Origin of the sequence: Thermocrinis albus DSM 14484 (assembly GCF_000025605.1) — a bacterium.
GTDB lineage: Bacteria > Aquificota > Aquificia > Aquificales > Aquificaceae > Thermocrinis > Thermocrinis albus.
Genome location: NC_013894.1, coordinates 1,185,275 through 1,205,578 on the forward strand (window position 1 = coordinate 1,185,275; position 20,304 = coordinate 1,205,578).

Below are 20,304 nucleotides of genomic sequence, written 5' to 3' on the forward strand. Positions count from 1 at the left end.
GTGAGGGTTGTTATCACAGGAGCGGCAGGATTTCTGGGATCCCATCTGTGTGACAGATTCTTAAAAGAAGGCTTTGAGGTCATAGGTATAGACAACTTCCTCACGGGAAGACCGGAAAACATAGCCCACCTTTTTGGACATCCCCGTTTTAAGTTCATCCATTACAGTGTAACCAACTATATATACATAGACGGTCCTGTGGATCTGGTTCTCCACTTTGCCTGTCCTGCCTCTCCTGTAGATTACATGAGGCATCCTATACACACCATGAAGGTGGATTCTCTGGGTACCATCAACACACTGGGACTGGCCAAGCTAAAGAAAGCACGTTACATACTGGCCTCCACCTCTGAGATATACGGACATGCTCACGTACATCCACAGCCTGAGACTTACTGGGGTTATGTAAACCCTATAGGTCCCAGAAGTGTGTACTACGAAGCCAAGAGGTTTTCGGAAGCGCTCTGCATGGCTTATCACAGAGAACACGGCATAGACGTAAGGATAGCACGGATATTTAACACCTACGGTGAAAGAATGAGGTTAAATGACGGGAGAGTTATCCCCACTTTTTTGACGAAGGCTCTCAGAAACGAGCCGATTCCCATACATGGAGATGGATCCCAAACACGTAGTTTCTGCTACGTGGAGGATATGGTGGAGGGTATATATAGGTTAGCCACCTACGAAGGCCTTCAGGGAGAGGTCTTCAACTTAGGCAACCCACAGGAGGTGAGTATAAAGGATCTGGCAGATAATATACTGAAGATAACCAAGAGCAGTTCCACTGTGATGTTCTTACCTCCCAGGGAGGAGGACCCACCTAGAAGATGTCCCGACATCACCAAGGCCAAAAAGCTTCTCCACTGGGAACCTAAGGTGGACCTTCTGGAGGGGCTCGCCAGGACTGTCCGGTGGATGAGGGATATATTGACAAAACTATACTAAGGAATATTATCAATACTAGTATAAATTTTGGAGGGTTGAGATGTTCAGCGAGAACTTGTTCTCCGCTAGAGCTCTTCAGTATGTGGAGAAAGCGAAGGAACTGGCCGTGCAAGAGAAGGACACTAAGGTGGATACTGACCACCTCCTTCTGGCCTTTCTGTCTGATGAGAAATCTCCTCTCTTTAAGTATCTGGAGAAGAGGGGAGTACCTGCTAAGGAGTTTGCTTCCCGTGTGAAGGAGTATTTAAGGAAGGTAAAGACACAGCTGGAGAAGGCGGTAGATCAGGAGGCCAAGCACCTTATAGATCTAAGAAGTAAGATAATGCAGGTCAAGTCAGATATAGGACAGCTACAGTTGGAGGTGGACAAGGTAAAAAGAGCCCAGGAGAGACTCCAACGGGAACTCCAACAAGCTAAAAGGTACGGCGATTACTGGACCGCTCAGGAACTTCAGGTAGAACTTTCCCGACTGGAGCGCCTCTACTCCCAGTACAAAAGTCAGCTGGAGAGTGTGGAAAGAAGTCTTTCCAGTGTATTTAAACAGGAGGATGTGAGAGCCTTTATGGAAAACAGGCTTTCCATAGATGGTCTTGTAAGGAAGGCTCTGGAGGAATCTCCCATACTGGAGCAGGTAAAAGAGTTGGGTTTCTCACCTGAAAGGTTTACAGAGGCGGTGGCCAGAAAAGTCTTTGGTAAGGAACCTACGCTGGATTACTCTCAATACCTTCTTAAGGTTTTAGAGAAGGCCCAAGACAAAGCCATATCGGAAGGTTCCCCTCAGGTGGAACCTTACCACCTGGCGTCTGCCCTCATAGAAGCGGTGGACACCGTAGGTGGTAAACTGATTAATGAAGTTACAGGAGGTGATAAGATGAAGGACACTACCCAAGAACTTAGAGAGGAAGAAAAATCACCGTTGGAGAGGTTTGGTGTCAACATGACCCAGCTTGCCCGGGAAGGTAAGCTGGACCCTGTTATAGGTAGAGAGAAGGAGATAAACCAGGTGATAGAAGTTCTCCTCAGGAGGACCAAAAACAATCCTGTACTGGTGGGAGATCCGGGAGTAGGTAAGACAGCTATAGTGGAGGGTCTGGCTCAGAGAATAGCCAACAAAGAGGTACCAACAGAACTTCAGGACAAAGAACTGTGGTCCATAGATATGGCATCCTTGCTGGCTGGATCCAAGTACAGAGGAGAGTTTGAAGAGAGACTAAAGGCCCTCATAGACGAGGTGAAACAAAAAGGTAACGTGATCCTCTTCATAGATGAGGTACACACGGTGGTAGGAGCAGGCAAAGCGGAGGGAGCAGTGGATGCCTCCAACATTCTAAAACCGGCTCTGGCAAGGGGAGAGATAAGGTTGATAGGTGCCACCACTGTGGACGAATACAGAAAGTACATAGAGAAGGATCCAGCCCTTGAAAGGCGTTTCCAACCCATATACGTGGATGAACCTACAGAAGAGCAGACTATAGAGATCCTCAAGGGGTTAAGAACGAAGCTGGAAAATCACCACAAGGTGAAGATATCCGACGAAGCTATAGAGGCGGCGGTGAAGCTCACAAGAAGATACGTTACCTTCAGGAAGCTGCCCGATAAGGCCATAGATGCCCTTGATCAGGCGTGTGCTCGCAAGAAACTCTCTGTGGTAGCTGTGCCACCTGAGGTACAAGAGCTGGATAGAAGAATAAAGGCCCTCGACGAGGAGATCCAGAAGGCCTTTCTAGAAGGCAACTACGAAAAGGAGGCTCAACTCAAGATAAAGAAAGTGCAGCTGGAGAAGGAAAGACAGCAACTTCTGGAAAAAACGGGAGGTACAGATGCTCGCATCAAGGAGATCAAACGCAGAATGGAGGAACTGGACACGGAGATAATCCGTGCCGCAGAGAAAGGTGACTACGAGAGAGAAGCTCAACTGAAGATAGAAAAGGTGAAGCTGGAAAAGGAACTAAAGGAGTTGGAGCTCAAAAAGTCAGAGGCCTTGGTGGTAACTTGGGACGATGTTGCCGCAGTAGTTTCCGAATGGACAGGCATACCGGTGCAAAGGTTAAAAGAGGAGGAGATGGAACGCCTACTGAAACTGGAGGAAGAACTTCACAGAAGAGTCATAGACCAGGAACATGCAGTAAGAGCAGTGGCCGAGGCTATAAGGAGAGCGCGGGCAGGTCTCAAGGATCCCAAGAGACCCATAGCCAGCTTCCTCTTCTTAGGACCTACTGGTGTAGGAAAAACGGAGTTATCAAAGGCCCTAGCTGAGCTTCTGTTCGGTGACGAAGATGCTCTGATACGCCTTGATATGTCTGAGTTTAAGGAAGAACACAGCATAGCTAAACTCATAGGTGCACCTCCTGGCTATGTAGGTTACGAAGAAGGTGGAAAACTTACCGAAGCGGTGAGAAGGAAACCATACTCGGTCCTTCTCTTAGATGAGGTGGAGAAGGCTCATCCCCGTGTCTTCGATCTATTCTTACAGGTTCTGGATGACGGGCGCCTCACAGACTCTCACGGCAGAACCGTTGACTTCAGAAACACTGTCATAATAATGACTTCCAACATAGGCTCTCAGTATCTTCTGTCCTTGTCCTTAGACGGTGATGAGGAAAAGGTCCAGAGAGAGTTTGAGAAGGCTAAAGAAAAGGTGTTGGAGGAACTGAAGTATCACTTTAGGCCTGAGTTTCTCAACAGAATAGACGAGATAGTGGTCTTTAAACCTCTCACCATGAAGGAACTACTACAGATAGTGGATCTTCTTGTGGCATCCATAAGCAGGAGACTAGAAGACAGAGGTATAAAGATAGAGCTTACACAGGCAGCTAAAGAACAGCTGGCCAGAATGGGTTACGATCCAGCTTACGGTGCAAGACCTCTCAGAAGAACACTCCAGCGTTACATAGAAACACCCTTGGCTGACAAGATAATAAGAGGCGAGGTGAAGGATGGTCAGAAGGTGCTGGTGGACTACAGAGATGGTCAGGTAGTGGTGGAGGCTGTATGAAAAGGGTTCTCGTCTGGGGTTTAGGAGCGAGCGGCCTGGCCGCCCTCCAACTTCTAAAATCCAAAGGCATAGAGGCCATAGGAGGGGATGACAAACACAAAACAGACTGGAGACTCCTCCTGGAAGAAGTGGACACCCTCGTGTTGTCTCCTGGCATCCCACCATCCCACCCTATCTGGCAGGAGGCCGTAAGAAAAGGTATAGAGGTGATAGGTGAGCTGGAACTGGCATGGAGATTTTTTGAAGGGACAGCTATAGCCATAACGGGAACTGACGGCAAATCCACCACCACGAGACTCAGTTACCTTATCCTTAGGTCTTATTTCTCTCATGTGGAGGAAGGGGGTAACATAGGTGTACCCTTCTCCTATCTGGTGATGAAGAACCCAAAAGCTCTGGCTGTGCTGGAAGTCTCCTCCTTTCAGGGAAAGACACTTAAGACCTTTAGGCCTCATGTAGGTGCCTTTCTTAACTTCTCAGAGGATCATCTGGACTGGCATCCGGACCTAAGAGACTACCTGTGGAGCAAGTACAACATCTTTTCACGTCAAACACCTGAAGACTGGATACTCCTCAACGGTACTCAAAAGGTCACGAGAGACACACCCTCACCTGCTCGGAAAGTGTTCTTCGGTGATGGCTGCGAGGCCCATGTAAAGGAAGACGGTGCCTACTGGAGTGAGGAGAAACTCTTTAGCGTAGAGGACATAAAACTGATAGGAAAACACAATCTCTATAACGCACTGGTAGCGTGTGTGATAGGAAGAATAATGGGTGTACCCACCGACAGGATGAAGGAAGTTTTGAGGGATTTCAGGGGATTACCCCACAGGTTGGAGCTGGTGGGCGATTTCGGCGGTGTTCTTGTCTACAACGATTCTAAATCCACAACACCTAACGCTCTTCAGGCTGCCCTCGGTAGTATGCCTGACGGTAGAGTCATCCTAATAGCTGGAGGTAAGGATAAGGGTGCATCTTTTGAGCATCTGTGTCCCCTTGTAACCCAAAAGGTGAAACATGCTGTGCTGATAGGTGAGGCAAAACGCAGGATAGCGGACGCATGGAAGGGCTGTACTCAAGTAAGTCTTGCCTCATCTTTAGATGAGGCTATTAGAATGGCTCAACGAGAGGCAAAACCTGGAGACATACTCCTCTTCTCTCCGGCTTGTTCTTCCTTTGACATGTTCTCTAACTACGAGGAAAGGGGAGAGACCTTCAAGAAGTTAGTGAGAGAGATTTTCGAAACTCCTCCACACTCCATCTGATAGCTTCTTCATAAGGTACAGGCTCTTTCTTGCATATCTTCCGCACACCATCCTTTTCTACGTCAGGATCCAAACCACACACGTTGTCTCTCCACATCATGAGAATCTGATCGGAAGAGAAAGGTGGAGGACTTAGTATCTCAGAAGCCAAAAGTCCGGCTGTATACATAAAACTCTTGGGAACAGGAAGGAAAACAACCTTTCTTCCGAGAAGTTCCATAGTGTCCTTCATAAGTTGCCGGAAACTCACCCGCTGAGGTCCGCAAAGTTCGTAAGTCTTACCAAAAGTGGAAGGATCTTCCAAACTCTCCACAAAGGCACATGCCACATCCCTAACATCCACAGGTTGAAAGAGATAGTGGCCACCTCCGGGTAATGGAACCACGGGTATGTACTTGGTTATGCGCCACATATCTGAAAAAAGCCTCTGCTCGGGACCCAGTATCATGGAAGGCCTAAAGATAGTAAAGTCCAGCTTCAGAGTTTTGAGAAACTCCTCCGCCATGTACTTGGTACGGTGGTACATAGAAGGAGCATCCCTGTGAGTTCCCAAAGAACTCATGTGAAGCACACGCCTCACACCTGTATGAGCCAAAACACTGTAGAGAACTTTAGAGTACAGAAAGTGAACTGTGTAAAAGTCGTAGCCTCTCTTTTTGTCTTCCAGCAGAATACCTATAAGATGCACCACCGCGTAAGGAGAAAAATCCTCCACCGCCTTTCTTATAGCTTCTTCGTCCAGAAAATCCACCTTATAACCCTCTACCTTACCATCAAATACTCTGTTTAGCTTCTGGGTGTCCCTCACCAAAGCACCCACCTTATAACCCTTCTCCAAAAGTCCCCTCACTATGTACCTCCCTACAAAACCCGTAGCACCCGTTACCAAAACCCTTTTACTCATCTCCATAGGTCTCCTCCCTTCCTTTCCTTCAACTCCAGCTCCCAGAGAAAAAGATATTTCAGAAAAGTGTAGATACCAGAGGAAACAGCCACAGAAAACCCTTGCATACCATCCAGAAATCCACCCTTAACCACGTAAACCTTCAAGAAAGCCCATAGAGGATTAAACATCAGTTTGGCAACACTAAAACGCACACCCTTTTCGTGAAGGTCCTTTGCCATAAGCATAGCGTAGTTTATCGTCTTACTATACTGGTCCCACAAACTGCGGTAGGAATAGTGATAAAGATCTCCCTTTAGCTTACATGCTCTCCCTTCAAAAACAGCCCTCTCGTGAAGAACACCTTCAAACTTCACAGATCCTTTACGAAACAGCCTCACCCTCCACTCAGGATACCAAGCGTGTTTTAAAAACTTCCCCATATAGTAAGTTCTCCTACACACCATATAAACATCACACTCTGGATCCTTCAAAGCCCTCATCACAGACTCTCTTAGCTCTTCCGATAACTCTTCATCTGCATCCAGAACGAAAACCCACTCTCCCTTACATAACTGTACACCGTAGTTGATCTGATCAGCGTAGTTGGTCCATTCCCTAAAGAACACCTCAGCTCCCATCTTCTGCGCCAGTTCCACCGTTCCATCGGTAGACCCCGAGTCAAGAACCACCACCTGATCTGCAACGCCTTGAACACTTCTTATAGCACGTTCTATATTCTTCTCCTCGTTTTTGGCACGTATCAGTACTGACAGCATCAAAGGTAAAATTAAAACACATGCTGGTGCTTTGGATGCTTATTCTTTTTAGTGTTGTTTATGGAGAGCAGCAGGACATCCTGAGGGAAAGGGTACTGTCAGAAATAAAGAGGAAGTTCGGTGACGACTTTCGGTTGACAGGTGTCAGGTATTACGACGAGATTCCTCAGATAACGGACGGCGGTAGTGTGTACTTAGATATGGAATACGGAAGAGGTAAAATGCTCGCCTACCTGGTAGTGGGGGATAGAAGATACACATTGATCCTTGATGGATTGTGGAGATACACGGTGTTAATAGCCAAGGAGGATATACCTAAAGGAAGAGTCCTAAAACCCGACATGTTTTACAAAGAGGAGAGATGGGGAAGGAGTGTTCCATCTGATCTGAGGTTGGAAGATATCCATCTCTCCCAGTACATTACATCTACCTTTATACCTAAGGGTAGCATCATCAGAAGAAGTCTTCTTAAACCTATACCTGCGGTGGAGATAGGGCAGACAGTGGAGGCTTTCTACACAAGCGGTAATTTGGAACTGAAGTTTCACGCTAGATCCCTCGATAGAGGATACATAGGTAAGACGGTAAGAGTATTACCGGAAGGTAAAAAGAATCCTATCCTCAGGGCAAAGGTGATAGCTCCAGGAAAGGTACAGATCCTTTACTGACAACTTGGTGGTAAAGATCCAACGACCTTCTCTCCTCCTCTGTGAGATCAGAGTACTCCTTTAACCTTTGAGCTATCTCCTTTGCTTTCTGCATATTATCCTCCGAAAGGTAAAGGCGTAGGAGGGGAGCAAGACCAATTCTTCCCGCCAGTGTCAGCTGTTGTACCGCTTTATCCTTCCAACCCATCTTGTAGTAAAGAAGACCAAGGGCATGATAGGCATATTCTCTGTATAACCTCACTCTCTTCAGGTTATCTTCCATCCATCTTCTGGTATGCTCATCTTTTACATCCATCTCCGCATAAACACCTCTGTAGAACCTACCGTCACCGTGTATCTGAAAACACATCTTGTAACGTTCCAGAGGTGGTGGTTTCTTCACAGTGTCCTTACATAACTTAATAACATCGTCAGGAAATAAGTTTTTTCCATAAGTGAGAAGATCCTGTATATCACCTGTGTACTCTACCAGCAGTTTGGAGTAGAAGGTTCTGTCTCTTGATCTTTCTGCCAGATCTCTCAGCTTAAGTTCTAGCATCAAATCGTACTTTCCGGATTTTTTCAGTTTATTTACCAACTCTTCCATCTTTTTACTTTCATCTAAGAAGGAGGGATCAACGATACCTTTCAGTTCATCCTCCGCCCCGGCAGTCAGACTTACAAACAACAAAACCACCAAAAACCCCACCACAGTAGGGTAATCTATTGAAGGATCAACTTTCTGTCAAGTTGCGTGACTATCTTATTTCTCTGCAAAAAACCGCAAAACTGTTTAACCATAAAATAATCACAGGAGTCTACCGGGATGTAAAAGTGGTTATAATATAAAAGCGTGCTTATCAAGAGCTTTCCCAGCGTAAAGGACGCCCGTTTGTATCTTTCGGTGGAGAGAACCTACCTGGGATACATAAAGTTTTCCCTCTATACTCTTTCCTTTGGTGTTTTCCTGGAAAAGCTGGATCTTCTTGCGGAGATAACCGGGAAGATCCACGTGTCTATCCTTCTTGTAGTGTTGGCAAAGATCCTTGCCGTTGTGGGTGTTTTGATGGTGCTGATAGGTATCCTTACCTTTTACTGGGATATAAAATACATTGAAGGAGGTGAAGAGGTGTCTCCTAAGGAGGTGACAGACCCACGTATATATATGGCGGCAGAGAGAACTTTCCTCGCATGGGTTAGAACCGCCATATCTCTCATAGTCTTTGGTTTTGTGATAGAAAAGTTTGAGTTTTTCATAGTGCAACTGGAACGCATATTTAACATTCATCTTCAAGGAGAGCATCATAAACTGTTCAGTATAGGTGCCTTCGTCATATCGATAGGTGTTATCACCCTCGTATTAGGTATACTGAATTTCTACAGGACCATAACACAGGTGGACAAGGGTTTTTACAGGACACATACGTGGCTTTATAAAATCTACGGTGCCATCATATTTCTCACGTGTGTTGTATTAGCTACTTATGTTTTCAAGCTAATTTAGGTCTCACAATGAGAGCTATAAGGAGAGGTAAGACTTGTGGAAAGCTTTTTCTCTGTCTTCAAACGATGGTTTGGGGAGTATGTGTCAAGCGTGAAGTTTGAGAATATCAGGAGAGAGATAGTGTTTAAGGCAGTAGACTTTGTTGGACAGAGCAATTTTATTTCACTCTTTTACTTTTTGCTTTTCCCCAATTAAAGAGTAGGCTATGACCCCGATAATGGGAATGAGTATTAGAACGAGTATCCAGACAATCTTATTCGAACCAGTAAATTCACTTTTGAGAACGTCAATAATCGCAATTACCCAAAGAATTATCCAAAGAATCACTACCGAAACCACCAGTACTTTTGGTGCTAATAATGCAAGAACCGCCATCACTGAAATTATAACTACACTTAAAGCAAAATCCTTGGTAGACCACTCCATAATACACCTCCCTTTAAATTTTATTTCACTTTTTCTACATACCTCCTTGATTATATTATATTACTTAGAATATTCTTTGTCAATCTTTGGTTGGGGAGTGGGTAGGCTATCTATTTTACGCTGTACTTCTGGCGCTGGGGTATTTTGATGTTCTTGGCTCATCAAATCCAAAACCTGCCTCTCTTCTGGCATCTTCATATCTTCCTTAATCAGTGCTCTGTTTTGCTCGTCAACTGCTTTGTCTAATAATGAAACAAATATATAGCAAAATATAACACATGAAGAAGGACTGGAAAGAATACAATGACCATCTGGTCAAGAGAGGAGAGCTTTTGATAGCCCCCGATACCTTTGGACTTGAAGAAAAGCACAAGCAAGAGAAGAAGAGAGGCAGACCATACACCTACCCTGAGCCCCTCATACGTATGCTCCTCTTTATCAAGTTCGCTCTCGGAATCCCCTACAGACAGACCCAAGGATTTGCACATAAACTCCTGTCTTTGCTTGGAATCAAAGTTCCCAACTAAGGTAACAAATAGAGGAGAATGGCTCAGAAAAAAGCATGGGAAGAAGGCAAGGAGGGGATGGATAAAATCTACGGTGCCATCATATTTCTCACGTGTGTTGTATTAGCTACTTATGTTTTCAAGCTAATTTAGGTCTCACAAGGCGTTCTTTTATGTCCAGTACCAGCGCGCTTGCCACAAATATGGAAGACAGTGTTCCTACCACTATGCCCACCACGAAGGAGAACATAATGTTGGATAAAACAGGCCCTCCTAAGAGAAACATGGTCAGAGAAACCACAAAGGTGGTGAGGGAGGTCATCACGGTCCTACTGAGAGTTTGGTTTATGGAGATGTTTATGACGGTTTTTAGATCTGTTCCCTTTCTTATGCGCATGTTCTCCCTTATCCTATCGAAGACCACTACAGTGTCGGATATAGAGTAACCAGCCACCACTAAGAGAGCTGCTACCACATCCAGATTAACCTCTCTCCCTGTCAGAGAGTAGGCTCCCACCACAAGGAAGACATCGTGAGCTAAAGCCAAAACAGCACCCAAAGCCCATACAGGTTCGAACCTGTAAGCCAGATACAGGAGTATCCCTCCTATGGCGGTGAGAATGGCCCATAAAGCTTTCTGTCTTAGTTCACCGCTGATGACGCCTCCTATACTTTCCATACGTAGTAGTTGGTAATCACCGAGGGTTTTCAGGGCTCGAAGAACCTTATCTCTAGGTTCATCTACCTTTAGCCGAACCAGTATAGTCCCCTGGGCTGTGTCCTGTACCTGAAAGGCCGATACACCGCTTCTTTCCAAAACCTTCCTTATGTCTGCTGTGCTCTGTTTAGGTGTGTACCGGACTTCCAAAAGTGTGCCACCGGTGAAGTCCAGCCCTAGGTTCAAACCCTTTAGCCCCAGAGACAAAAGGGATATGACGAGGAGCAACAAAGACACCGCGTAAGCGTAGTATCTTACCCCCATAAAGTCCAGCTGACGCATAGCTTTAAACAGTATAATCACAAACTGGGTGGAGCAGACAAAAGTTCTACCGCCTTTACCTCCTTACGATCTAGGAGTTCCTGTATAAGATCCTGCTGAGTTTTTCCGTACAAAGGTATCTCCAGCTTGATATAGTATCCAGCTTCCCTTTTTTCCAACATCACTATCCTTACATCCCCTATACTTCTAAGGTACTCCACAGGGTCCTGTACCTCCTCCAACATCAAGGTCAGTAGAGCTGTGCTCTTCCCCAAAAGTTCCCTCTCTATCCTACTCATAGGAGCCAGTATACCCAGTAAGAGAAATACAGAAACCACAGACAACATATACATACCTGCACCTACAGCCAGTCCTATCCCGGCTGTGGTCCACAGACTGGCTGCTGTGGTAAGCCCCTTGACAGAGGTTCCCATGCGTAATATAGCGCCTGCACCGAGAAATCCTATACCTGCCAGTACCTGAGATATCACCCTTCCTGGGTCTGCGTGGTTTCCGTAACGGTAAGATACGTATACAGAAAGCAGACTCATGAGAGAGGACCCTAGAGCCAAAACGGCATGAGTTCTAAAACCTGCGGGTTGCCTCCTCCTTTCTCTCTCAAAACCTATGAGGGCTCCCAGAAAGGCAGCCAGTGTAAGGCGTATAACTCCTTCCCAAAGAGGAAAGGGCAAGGTTTCCAGTGTCATCGGAAGAACTTTACCACCTCCTGTACCACCCTTTTGGATCTCTTTATGCAATCCGCCACAGACACACCTTCCAGGTAGTTGCCTGTTATAAAAAGTCCAGGGTTTTCCCTCTGCAGTGCTTCCACCAGTTCTATGTATCTACCGTATCCCAGTGTGTACTGAGGTATGGCTCTCTTCCACCGTGTAACGAGGAGGAACTCCAGTTGGGTTAGACCCAAGCTCTTTCTTAGATCTTCTTCCACTATACGCATTATGAGCTCATCTTCGTACTCTACCACTTCCGGATCGGTGGCACCTCCCATGTAGATGGTGAGGAGTTCTTTCCCTTGCGGAGCCTTGTTAGGAAAGATACGTGAGGAGAAGAGAACTCCCAGTATCCTCAGATCTTCCTTCTGGGGTGCCAGAAAACCGAAGCCGTCAGGTATATTCTGAGATGTGGCCACATGTACCACCACTACTGGGGCGTAGTATATTTTGTCCAGTTCCTGCGCAGCACTCCAAGAGATATCCCTCAGAAGATAACCTGCAGATGTGGCAGGAGATGCCACTACCACACACCGTGCTTCGTACTTTCCCTCTTTGGTGTCCAGTATGTATCTATCGTCCTTCCTCCTTATACGGAGTGCCACGTTCTCCGTCTCTAGATCCACATAACTGGCCAGTTGTTGGATGATGCTCTGGTTTCCTCCTTCAAAGGAGATTATTTTTCCCGGAGGTCCGAGCCTCTTTAACTTGATGGCAGCCCTTATCAGGCTTCCGTACTCTCTCTCCAACTGGTATACCCTTCTGAAGGCGTACTTTATGGAGAGCTCCTCCGGGTCACCGGCGTACACACCCCTCACGAAGGGAGTTATCACGTAGTGAAGAAACTCTTCTCCCAGTCTTCTTCTTACAAACTGAGCCACCGTTTCTTCTGTTTTTACAGAAGGTGCCACGAAGGGCTCCATCAACACCCTCAGTTTACCACCTAAGGATAGCAGGGGAGAGGTGAGAAACTTTACGGGACTATTGGGGAGTGGGATAAGTTTTCCTCTCTTATAGATATATCTAACGGAGGAGGAAGGCGAGGCTTCCTGGGGTTGTATACCCACCTCACGGAAGAAATCTACCACCTCCCCATCGGCCAACACCGTTTGGGGACCAAGTTCACAGAGAAAGTCACCCACTTTCCGCGTGCGTATGTTTCCTCCGGGCTCTTCTTCCTTTTCCAGAACCTTCACCTTGAGGCCTTCCTTTGACAGTCTGAAGGCCACCGAGAGACCCGATATACCGGCTCCTACCACTATAACGTCCATCATGACTTGTAGGGTACTCCCTTAAGGGGTGAAGAGGGTACAGCGTATGTTCTCTTGGGCATTCTGCCCGCCAGGTAAGCCAGCCTGCCTGCTATAACGGCGTACTTCATAGCCACAGCCATCTTTATAGGATCCTTTGCCTCAGCCAGTGCGGTGTTGGTGAGGATGCCGTCTACACCCAGCTCCATAACAGGTGGTATGTCAGAGGCACTACCTATACCTGCATCCACTATCACAGGTACTGATACAGCCTCCCTTATGAAGATGATGTTGTAAGGGTTCTGAAGGCCCAGACCAGAGCCTATGGGAGCTGCCAAAGGCATCACCGCAGCACACCCTATGTCTTCAAACTTCTTGGCATAAACAGGATCGTCAAAGATGTAGGGAAGTACCACAAAACCCTCCTTAACCAGATACTTGGCAGCTTTGTAGGTTTCTTCCATGTCAGGCAGTAAAGTTTTCTGATCTCCTATCACCTCCAGTTTCACCCAGTTTATTCCGGTGGCCTCTCTTGCCAGCATGGCTGTCTTTATGGCTTCCTCCGCCGTGTAGCATCCAGCCGTGTTAGGTAGTATCAGGTACTTTTTGGGATCCACATAGTCCAAAAGGTTCTCCTTATTAGGATCCGTTATGTTGACGCGCCTTACAGCCACCGTTATTATCTCAGCACCAGATGCTTCAAGAACCTCTTTGGTTTCCTGAAAGCTCTTGAACTTTCCGGACCCTATTATGAGGCGAGACCTGAACCTTCTACCTGCTATCTCCAGATAGTCGTCCTCCAGCAACTTTTCCCAATCTGTCATGTCCACACCTCTTTACCCGAACTCTGCATGTTCGGGTGCCGGGCTATTTGTATCCCGCCTTCAAAGGGACACCCACGGACCCGGCAGGCGGCATTGGGGTGTCCCTCCTTAACCACCACCTACCAAATGGATGATCTCCACCCTGTCTCCCTCCTGAAGGACTCTGTTCCTGTACTCTCCCTTGGGTACCACTTCCTCGTTGATGGACACAGCAAGACCTACCTCTCTGTAAGCTACTCCCAAAACCTCCAGAAGATCCATGACAGTTATACCATCCGGCACCTCTCTCTCTTCTCCGTTTACCCAGAGTTTCATAGCATTTAAAAATTAACCAAAAATCTCTTGAGATCCAGCATAACACCCAAGAAACACCCTGCTGACAGGAAGGGTCCGTAAGGTATCACAAACTGAAGGTTTCTATTCTTAAGTATTATGGGAAAGGCGTAAAGAAGACCCAGTACAGAACCAAGTCCCACAGCGTAAGCAACACCGTATAGTCCCGTAAAAGAACCTATGAAAGCCATAAGCTTAACATCTCCCAATCCTAATCCTTCTACCTTCCTAAGGCGCGTGTAGTAAAGATATATGAGGAGAAAAAAAGCTCCTCCCAATGCAGCACCCAGGAAACTCTCCCACGGGGATATGTCCCTTCTGAAAAAAGAGAGGACAAGCCCTGTAACCAAACCCCCTAAGGTTATACTGTCAGGAAGTAGAAAAGTCTCCCAGTCTATAACAGAAGCCACCAGTAAGGCAGAGAAAAAAAAGTAGAAGATCAACAGCTCATAAGAGAGTCCCCACTTTAGGTAGCACAGAACAGCCAGAAGGCCTGAAGCCAGTTCCACCAGGAGGTATCTTAAAGGTATGGGATGAGCGCAGTATCTACATCTTCCTTTTAAAAGCAGGTAAGATAAAATGGGTATGTTGTCTCTCCATCTTATCTTGGTTTTACAGTTGGGACAATGGGAAGGTGGGTGAACTATAGACATACCTCTGGGAAGACGGTGTATAAGCACATTGTAAAAACTTCCCAAAACAGCGCCTATTGTAAAAGCTATAATAAGTTCCATTGGAATATATAATATTAATACATGGAAAAGGAGCGGAGGTTTTTTGAAGCGTTAAAAAACGTCTTTGTAGGAGAAAAGATAGAAGGTGAATCAGGATACATTAATTTAATGAGGATAAAGTCTAAATATTACGAAAAGCGCGTATTTCCTAAACTGAAAGAAGATATTGATAGCTCATTAAAGGAATTTCCTGATTTTAGAGAAGAGCTTTTTGATAAGCTTTACACCTTCTTTAAAAGATACTTTTCTGAAAGCGGTTCAATATACTTTGTTCACACACCATACTATCAAAGCATATATGACAGAATTTACACGGATGATAGAGATGTGGTCTTATTCTGGAAAACGCACATGCTTTACTATGTAAAAACAGACAGGTTATTCAAAAGTTTGAATGTAGAAATAGATGGTTATAAATTTTTCTTTGATGCTTCCAAGCTGGAGCATAAAAAAGCAAATGAAAAAAGAGAAGTGATTTATGAGCTGAAAGAAGTAAGAGCGGATAACACAATTGTTTTTGAAGTTCATTATTCGGAGAGGGGAAGAAAAACCAATATAGATGACATAATAAAGGATCTGAGAAAAGGGGGAATTAGACTAAGTGAAGAAGTGCTAGAGAGAGCTTTTAGGACCTTTGAAAGGCAGGCGGAAGTAGATTTCTTCATAAACAAGAATGCAAAGGAGTTTCTCAAAGAGCAGTTTGATCTGTGGCTTTATCAGTATGTTTTTAAAGAAAACAATGTCTGGACCGAAAGAAGGATAAAACAGCTTCAGGTATTGAAGGATATTGCTTTTAAGATTATTGACTTCATCTCTCAGTTTGAGGATGAGCTGGTAAAGATATGGAATAAACCGAGATTTGTCATTAACTCCAATTACGTAATAACTCTTGACAGAATAGCCAAGAAAGATAAGAATTTAGAGATTATTGAAAAGATTTTAAATCATCAAAACTTTGAGGAACAGATTAAAGAGTGGAAGGAGTTGAAGATAGTTGAAGAGGATTTTGATAAGAATAAGATTTTAGAAAACACTTTAACAGGTAGAAAATTAAATGAAAAATATCAGTTTTTACCAATTGATACGAAATACTTTAAGGATCTGGAGCTTGAGATACTGGGGTTATTTGACGATTTAGATAATGAGCTTGACGGCTGGCTGATTAAGAGTGAAAATTATCAGGCATTAAATACGATTTTGCCGAAGTTTAAGGAAAAGGTGCAGACGATTTATATTGATCCACCGTTTAACAAAGAACAAGATGCGGATTATTTCTACTCTGTAAAGTATAAGGACGCTACTTGGATAACTATGTTGGAAAACAGGTTAAGATTGGCGAGGGATTTGCTTAGAGATACTGGAAGCATATTTGTTAGATGTGATTATAACGGGAATATGTATGTGAGACTACTTATGAATGAGATTTTTGGAGAGGAGAATTTTAGGAATGAGATAGTGGTAAAAAGAGGTGCTCCGAAATCAGCAATGTTTGGACAATTTGAAGGAGTTAAATCAATAGGTGTGATGTATGATAACATTTTTTGGTATTCTTCTAATCCTGAAACACGATATCACGGATTTAAAATACCAATTAAGAAAAAAGGCGGCTACTGGAGTACTTTTTATGATATGAAACCAAGCGGGGAAAGACCAACAATGAGATATGAGCTATTTGGTTTACTTCCTCCCAAAAATTACTATTGGAAATGGGGGAAAGAAAGAGCACTTAAAGCTGTCGAAAATTATAAAAAGTATTTAGAAGAAAGTAAGGAAACAGGAGAAAGTATAGAATCATATTCTATGAGAACAGGCATTAGAGATTTTATAAAATTAGAAAATGGGGTAGTTAAATATTGGGTTCCTATCAGAGAAGAAGATTTTTTAGATAACAATTGGCTTGATATTCCGGGATATTCATCTGGATGGGGATTTAAAACAGAAAACTCCGAAATTCTTCTAAAGCGTGTCATAGAATCCACATCCAACGAAGGCGATTTAGTTATGGACTTCTTCCTTGGTTCTGGCACAACAACGGCGGTGGCGCACAAGCTTAAAAGAAAATGGATTGGAGTGGAGATGGGAGAGCATTTTTACACGGTAGTTTTACCAAGAATGAAAAAGGTTTTGGCTTATGATAAGTCAGGTATATCAAAGGAGAAGGATGTAAAAGAAAAGTATAACGAAAAGAACGCGGGTGGTTTCTTCAAATACTACGAGCTGGAGCAATACGAAGATATTTTAAGAAGGGCTAAATATGAGGACTCAGAGGATCTGTTTGAAAATCCATACACTGATATATACAATCAGTATGTTTTCCTGAAAGACTTAAAGATGCTGGAAGCGGTAGAGATTGATTATGAGAATAATAAAGTAAAGGTGGATCTGAGTAAGCTATACGATAACATAGATTTGGCTGAGACGCTTTCCAACTTGCTGGGTAAGTGGATAAAGAAGATAACTTCTGATTACGTTGAGTTTGAAGATGGGGAAAGAATAGATCTGAAGGACATTGACTATAAGATTATAAAACCTTTAATCTGGTGGTAGAGATGGTTAGGCTTATCCTACAAAACATGGTAAAAGACATAAACTTCTCTCATCTTCCCTCTAACTGGAATTCTTTTGACCTGGAGTCTTTCTCAAAGGAAAAGAAGTTATGGAGTTTCCAGCAAAAAGCTCTTGAGAACGCAATAAAGGCTCTCTGGTTGTATTACGAAGATATAAAGGATTATAGTGATGGTGAAGATTTAAGTCAAAACAAGGAAAGGAAACGCCTGCTATTTGAAAGATATAAGAATAATGGGCTTGAGGAAGATTTTGATATAAAGGATGGAAGAACCAACAAAAGAATTTATGAACTACTCAAGGATTATTACCAAGAAGAGAACGGTAAGATTCCATACTGGAACTTCATAAACAGAATGAGCTTCTGGATGGCTACGGGAAGCGGTAAAACACTGGTCATCATAAAGCTAATACATATATTGATGGAACTTATGGAAAGAAAGGAGATACCAGAATGCGATATTCTTTTCCTATCACATAGAGATGATCTTATCTCTCAGTTTAAGAAGCATGTTGAAGAAGCAAACAGATCAAATAATATAAAGATTGAATTAAGAGAGCTAAAGGAATATGAAGACATTAAAAGAAGCCTATTTGGGACTAAATCAGTTGTATTCTATTACAGATCAGACCTCATAGGGGATGAACAGAGGGAGAAGATTATTGATTTCAGAAACTACGATAACGGTGGAAGGTGGTATATAGTCCTTGATGAGGCACATAAAGGAGATAAAGAAGAGTCAAAAAGTCAGCATATATACTCTATCCTTTCAAGAAATGGGTTCCTATTTAACTTCTCTGCAACTTTTACTGATATAAGGGACATCATCACCACAGTTTTTGAGTTTAATTTGGGTTCTTTCATTCAAGAAGGTTATGGGAAGCACATAAGCATACTAAAGCAAGAGGTAAGGGCTTTCAAAGAAAAAGAGGATTACAATGAAGATGAAAAACAGAAGATAGTTTTAAAAGCGCTTATAATTCTGACATACACAAAGAAGTTTTACGAAAAATTAAAACCTCTCAATCTATACCATAATCCGCTACTTTTAGTTCTCGTGAATTCTGTCAATACGGAGGACTCAGATTTAAAGTTGTTTTTCAGAGAACTTGAAAGGATAGGTAGGGGGGAGATTTCCGACGATGTTTTCCATCAGGCGAAGACAGAACTTTGGAATGAGATTAAAGAGGAGCCGGAATTTATTTATGAGGATGGAGAGAAGTTTAAAGCCAGTGAGAATGATTTTAACAGTATAACAAAAGATGATATTTTGAAGTACGTTTATAATGCCGAGTCCTTTGGAGAGATTGAGGTTTTAAGAAGAAAAGGAGAGAAAAAGGAGCTTGCTTTTAAACTGAAAACAAGTGATAAGCCTTTTGCTTTAATAAAAATTGGGGACACATTGGAGTGGTTGAAGGGATTTTCCGGTTATGAAGTTCAGGAAAGTTTCCAGGACGAAAGCTATTTTGAAAGCTTAAACAGAGATGATTCATCTATTAACATTCTCATGGGTTCTCGTGCTTTTTACGAAGGGTGGGATTCCAACAGGCCCAATGTGATTTTATTCATAAACATAGGGGTTGGTGTTGATGCGAAAAAATTCGTTCTTCAATCCATTGGTAGGGGTGTGAGAATTGAGCCAATGAAAAACAAAAGGAGAAGACTGTTATTTCTTTACAATTCAGGAGAGATTGATGAAGACTTGTTTAATAAAGTAAAAGATAACATTCTTCCGCTTGAAACATTATTTATCTTTGGAACAAACAGGAATGCGTTAGAGACAGTTATTAAAGAGCTGAAAAGTGAAAAGAAAGAAGCCAGTATTTCACTTTATAAGAATGAAGATGCCATAAATGGGAAACTTCTTCTCATTCCTAAATATAAAAAAGCGGGTTATTTACTTGTAGAAAAAAGAGAACCTCCAAAGTTTGAGATAAGCAAGGAGGAACTTGATCTCGTTAAAAAATATGTAAATTCAATAGATGATAGAATCCTTCTTATGTTGTATAACACAGAACCTAAGAAAATTAAATTCCTGAAGGAGAGTTTTAATTACGAAGAAAAATATTATAAGAAAAACGGCAGGGAATATAAAAATCCTGATCTACTTATTCAGAGAATTTTTGATTATTTCTCGGTTATTCCTGAGGAGGTTGATAAGTTGAAAGAGCTGGAGGATGAGATCAGGCATTTTAAAAACATAAAGGTTTATCTGGAGGATATTGAGAATCTGAAAGATAAGATTGAAAAGGTGAAGAATTACGAAAGCGAAAAGAAACAAATAGAAGAAAGTAATTTATCTGATGAATTAAAGCGAAAACTTTTACGTTCTTTGAATAAGGAAGACTTTGAACATGGTGGTAAAAGGATTAACATAAAATACATACTTAATCATTATTACATTCCCGTTATTTTGTCAGAAGATGAAAAGATTGATTACATAAAGCACATAATCAAAACTAAGAGTGAGGTGGATTTTATCAATGAGCTTGAAAAATACTTAGATAGGGAGGACAACAAATTTAAAAACTTTGATTGGTGGTTGTTCAGTAAGATAGATGAAAGTTTGGACGAGGTTTACATTCCTTATTATGATCCAAATACGAACAGCCGTCGCAACTTTTATCCTGACTTTATATTTTGGCTGAAGAAGAGTAATAATTACTTTATAGTTTTTATTGATCCAAAAGGGACAAAGCATACGGATTATGAGCATAAAGTTGACGGTTATAAAAAACTCTTTGAGGAGAATGGCAAAAAGAAGGTTTTTAATTATAATGGCTTAAGTGTAAGTGTGTGGTTATTTCTTAAAACTGACGATGTCAATAGACTTTCTGAGGGTTATAGAGAATACTGGTTTGATGATATGGGGAAGGTTCTGGAAAAGGTTTCAAGCTGGCAATACTGAGCATGATCAGGGATTGATATGTATAA

The 20,304-nt window shown here is 43.1% G+C and carries 17 protein-coding genes and 1 pseudogene; 8 read left to right on the forward strand and 10 right to left on the reverse strand.

Annotated elements, in window-relative coordinates; all coding sequences use genetic code 11:
• Genes THAL_RS06460 through murD form a run of 3 tightly spaced genes read left to right on the forward strand, consistent with a single transcriptional unit; the run spans position 1 to position 5,208 of the window.
• Positions 1-948 (forward strand): UDP-glucuronic acid decarboxylase family protein, encoded by a 948-nt coding sequence (locus THAL_RS06460; RefSeq protein ID WP_041434253.1) that lies wholly within the window; start codon positions 1-3, stop codon positions 946-948.
• Between the two features lie 40 nt (positions 949-988).
• The gene (locus THAL_RS06465) at positions 989-3,943 is read left to right on the forward strand and encodes an AAA family ATPase (RefSeq protein ID WP_012992308.1); all 2,955 of its coding nucleotides are present in this window, start codon (positions 989-991) and stop codon (positions 3,941-3,943) included.
• Entirely contained in the window at positions 3,940-5,208 is a 1,269-nt protein-coding gene (murD, locus tag THAL_RS06470) for a UDP-N-acetylmuramoyl-L-alanine--D-glutamate ligase (RefSeq protein ID WP_012992309.1), read from the forward strand. Before THAL_RS06465 ends, murD begins: the two co-directional genes overlap by 4 nt.
• Here murD and THAL_RS06475 read toward each other — a convergent pair.
• Positions 5,159-6,118 (reverse strand): complex I NDUFA9 subunit family protein, encoded by a 960-nt coding sequence (locus THAL_RS06475; protein ID WP_012992310.1) that lies wholly within the window; start codon positions 6,116-6,118, stop codon positions 5,159-5,161. The genes murD and THAL_RS06475 overlap by 50 nt on opposite strands.
• Positions 6,109-6,870, reverse strand: a complete 762-nt coding sequence (locus tag THAL_RS06480; RefSeq protein WP_012992311.1) for a glycosyltransferase family 2 protein — start codon at positions 6,868-6,870, stop codon at positions 6,109-6,111. The genes THAL_RS06475 and THAL_RS06480 overlap by 10 nt, the downstream gene beginning before the upstream one ends.
• Before the next feature lie 20 nt (positions 6,871-6,890).
• Here THAL_RS06480 and flgA point away from each other — a divergent pair, with 20 nt between their 5' ends.
• Positions 6,891-7,538: a flagellar basal body P-ring formation chaperone FlgA gene (flgA, locus tag THAL_RS06485; protein WP_012992312.1), complete on the forward strand. Its 648-nt coding sequence runs from the start codon at positions 6,891-6,893 to the stop codon at positions 7,536-7,538.
• Here the strand turns inward: flgA and THAL_RS06490 are convergent.
• Positions 7,492-8,229, reverse strand: coding sequence for a hypothetical protein (locus THAL_RS06490; RefSeq protein ID WP_012992313.1), 738 nt, complete (start codon positions 8,227-8,229; stop codon positions 7,492-7,494). The two genes, flgA and THAL_RS06490, sit on opposite strands and share 47 nt — an antisense overlap.
• A gap of 141 nt (positions 8,230-8,370) precedes the next feature.
• Here THAL_RS06490 and THAL_RS06495 point away from each other — a divergent pair, with 141 nt between their 5' ends.
• Positions 8,371-9,021: a YidH family protein gene (locus THAL_RS06495; RefSeq protein WP_012992314.1), complete on the forward strand. Its 651-nt coding sequence runs from the start codon at positions 8,371-8,373 to the stop codon at positions 9,019-9,021.
• Positions 9,022-9,183: 162 nt separating this feature from the next.
• Here THAL_RS06495 and THAL_RS06500 read toward each other — a convergent pair whose 3' ends face one another.
• A complete protein-coding gene (locus tag THAL_RS06500; RefSeq protein WP_012992315.1) occupies positions 9,184-9,447 on the reverse strand; it encodes a PLDc N-terminal domain-containing protein in 264 nt (87 codons plus the stop codon).
• Between the two features lie 278 nt (positions 9,448-9,725).
• On the opposite strand from THAL_RS06500, the pseudogene THAL_RS06505 reads away from it, so the two are divergent.
• Positions 9,726-10,041, forward strand: a pseudogene (locus THAL_RS06505) (transposase); the annotation flags it as partial.
• Between the two features lie 51 nt (positions 10,042-10,092).
• Here the strand turns inward: THAL_RS06505 and secF are convergent.
• From secF to THAL_RS06535, 6 genes are all read right to left on the reverse strand, one after another.
• Positions 10,093-10,953, reverse strand: coding sequence for a protein translocase subunit SecF (secF, locus tag THAL_RS06510; RefSeq protein ID WP_041434256.1), 861 nt, complete (start codon positions 10,951-10,953; stop codon positions 10,093-10,095).
• A gap of 17 nt (positions 10,954-10,970) precedes the next feature.
• On the reverse strand, positions 10,971-11,639 hold the full coding sequence (locus THAL_RS06515) for an MgtC/SapB family protein (RefSeq protein WP_012992317.1): 669 nt from the start codon (positions 11,637-11,639) through the stop codon (positions 10,971-10,973).
• Positions 11,636-12,937 (reverse strand): protoporphyrinogen oxidase, encoded by a 1,302-nt coding sequence (gene hemG / locus THAL_RS06520; RefSeq protein WP_012992318.1) that lies wholly within the window; start codon positions 12,935-12,937, stop codon positions 11,636-11,638. Before hemG ends, THAL_RS06515 begins: the two co-directional genes overlap by 4 nt.
• On the reverse strand, positions 12,934-13,737 hold the full coding sequence (locus THAL_RS06525; protein ID WP_012992319.1) for a thiazole synthase: 804 nt from the start codon (positions 13,735-13,737) through the stop codon (positions 12,934-12,936). The genes hemG and THAL_RS06525 overlap by 4 nt, the downstream gene beginning before the upstream one ends.
• A 108-nt stretch (positions 13,738-13,845) precedes the next feature.
• Positions 13,846-14,052 carry a sulfur carrier protein ThiS gene (thiS, locus tag THAL_RS06530; RefSeq protein WP_012992320.1) on the reverse strand — a complete coding sequence of 69 codons (207 nt, stop codon included), beginning with the start codon at positions 14,050-14,052 and terminating at the stop codon, positions 13,846-13,848.
• Positions 14,053-14,057: 5 nt separating this feature from the next.
• Positions 14,058-14,804 carry a prepilin peptidase gene (locus THAL_RS06535; protein ID WP_012992321.1) on the reverse strand — a complete coding sequence of 249 codons (747 nt, stop codon included), beginning with the start codon at positions 14,802-14,804 and terminating at the stop codon, positions 14,058-14,060.
• A gap of 21 nt (positions 14,805-14,825) precedes the next feature.
• Here THAL_RS06535 and THAL_RS06540 point away from each other — a divergent pair, with 21 nt between their 5' ends.
• Positions 14,826-17,351 carry a DNA methyltransferase gene (locus tag THAL_RS06540; protein ID WP_012992322.1) on the forward strand — a complete coding sequence of 842 codons (2,526 nt, stop codon included), beginning with the start codon at positions 14,826-14,828 and terminating at the stop codon, positions 17,349-17,351.
• A gap of 2 nt (positions 17,352-17,353) precedes the next feature.
• On the forward strand, positions 17,354-20,278 hold the full coding sequence (locus THAL_RS06545; RefSeq protein ID WP_012992323.1) for a DEAD/DEAH box helicase family protein: 2,925 nt from the start codon (positions 17,354-17,356) through the stop codon (positions 20,276-20,278).
• Positions 20,279-20,304: the final 26 nt, after the last annotated feature.

Excerpts from the sequence above, each read along its gene's own strand:
- THAL_RS06545 (WP_012992323.1), top strand. The coding sequence starts at position 17,354 with ATGGTTAGGCTTATCCTACAAAACATGGTAAAAGACATAAACTTCTCT.
- hemG (WP_012992318.1), bottom strand. The coding sequence starts at position 12,937 with ATGATGGACGTTATAGTGGTAGGAGCCGGTATATCGGGTCTCTCGGTG.
- THAL_RS06500 (WP_012992315.1), bottom strand. The coding sequence starts at position 9,447 with ATGGAGTGGTCTACCAAGGATTTTGCTTTAAGTGTAGTTATAATTTCA.
- murD (WP_012992309.1), top strand. The coding sequence starts at position 3,940 with ATGAAAAGGGTTCTCGTCTGGGGTTTAGGAGCGAGCGGCCTGGCCGCC.
- thiS (WP_012992320.1), bottom strand. The coding sequence starts at position 14,052 with ATGAAACTCTGGGTAAACGGAGAAGAGAGAGAGGTGCCGGATGGTATA.
- secF (WP_041434256.1), bottom strand. The coding sequence starts at position 10,953 with ATGCGTCAGCTGGACTTTATGGGGGTAAGATACTACGCTTACGCGGTG.
- THAL_RS06535 (WP_012992321.1), bottom strand. The coding sequence starts at position 14,804 with ATGGAACTTATTATAGCTTTTACAATAGGCGCTGTTTTGGGAAGTTTT.
- THAL_RS06540 (WP_012992322.1), top strand. The coding sequence starts at position 14,826 with ATGGAAAAGGAGCGGAGGTTTTTTGAAGCGTTAAAAAACGTCTTTGTA.
- THAL_RS06515 (WP_012992317.1), bottom strand. The coding sequence starts at position 11,639 with ATGACACTGGAAACCTTGCCCTTTCCTCTTTGGGAAGGAGTTATACGC.
- flgA (WP_012992312.1), top strand. The coding sequence starts at position 6,891 with ATGCTGGTGCTTTGGATGCTTATTCTTTTTAGTGTTGTTTATGGAGAG.
- THAL_RS06480 (WP_012992311.1), bottom strand. The coding sequence starts at position 6,870 with ATGCTGTCAGTACTGATACGTGCCAAAAACGAGGAGAAGAATATAGAA.
- THAL_RS06475 (WP_012992310.1), bottom strand. The coding sequence starts at position 6,118 with ATGGAGATGAGTAAAAGGGTTTTGGTAACGGGTGCTACGGGTTTTGTA.
- THAL_RS06465 (WP_012992308.1), top strand. The coding sequence starts at position 989 with ATGTTCAGCGAGAACTTGTTCTCCGCTAGAGCTCTTCAGTATGTGGAG.
- THAL_RS06525 (WP_012992319.1), bottom strand. The coding sequence starts at position 13,737 with ATGACAGATTGGGAAAAGTTGCTGGAGGACGACTATCTGGAGATAGCA.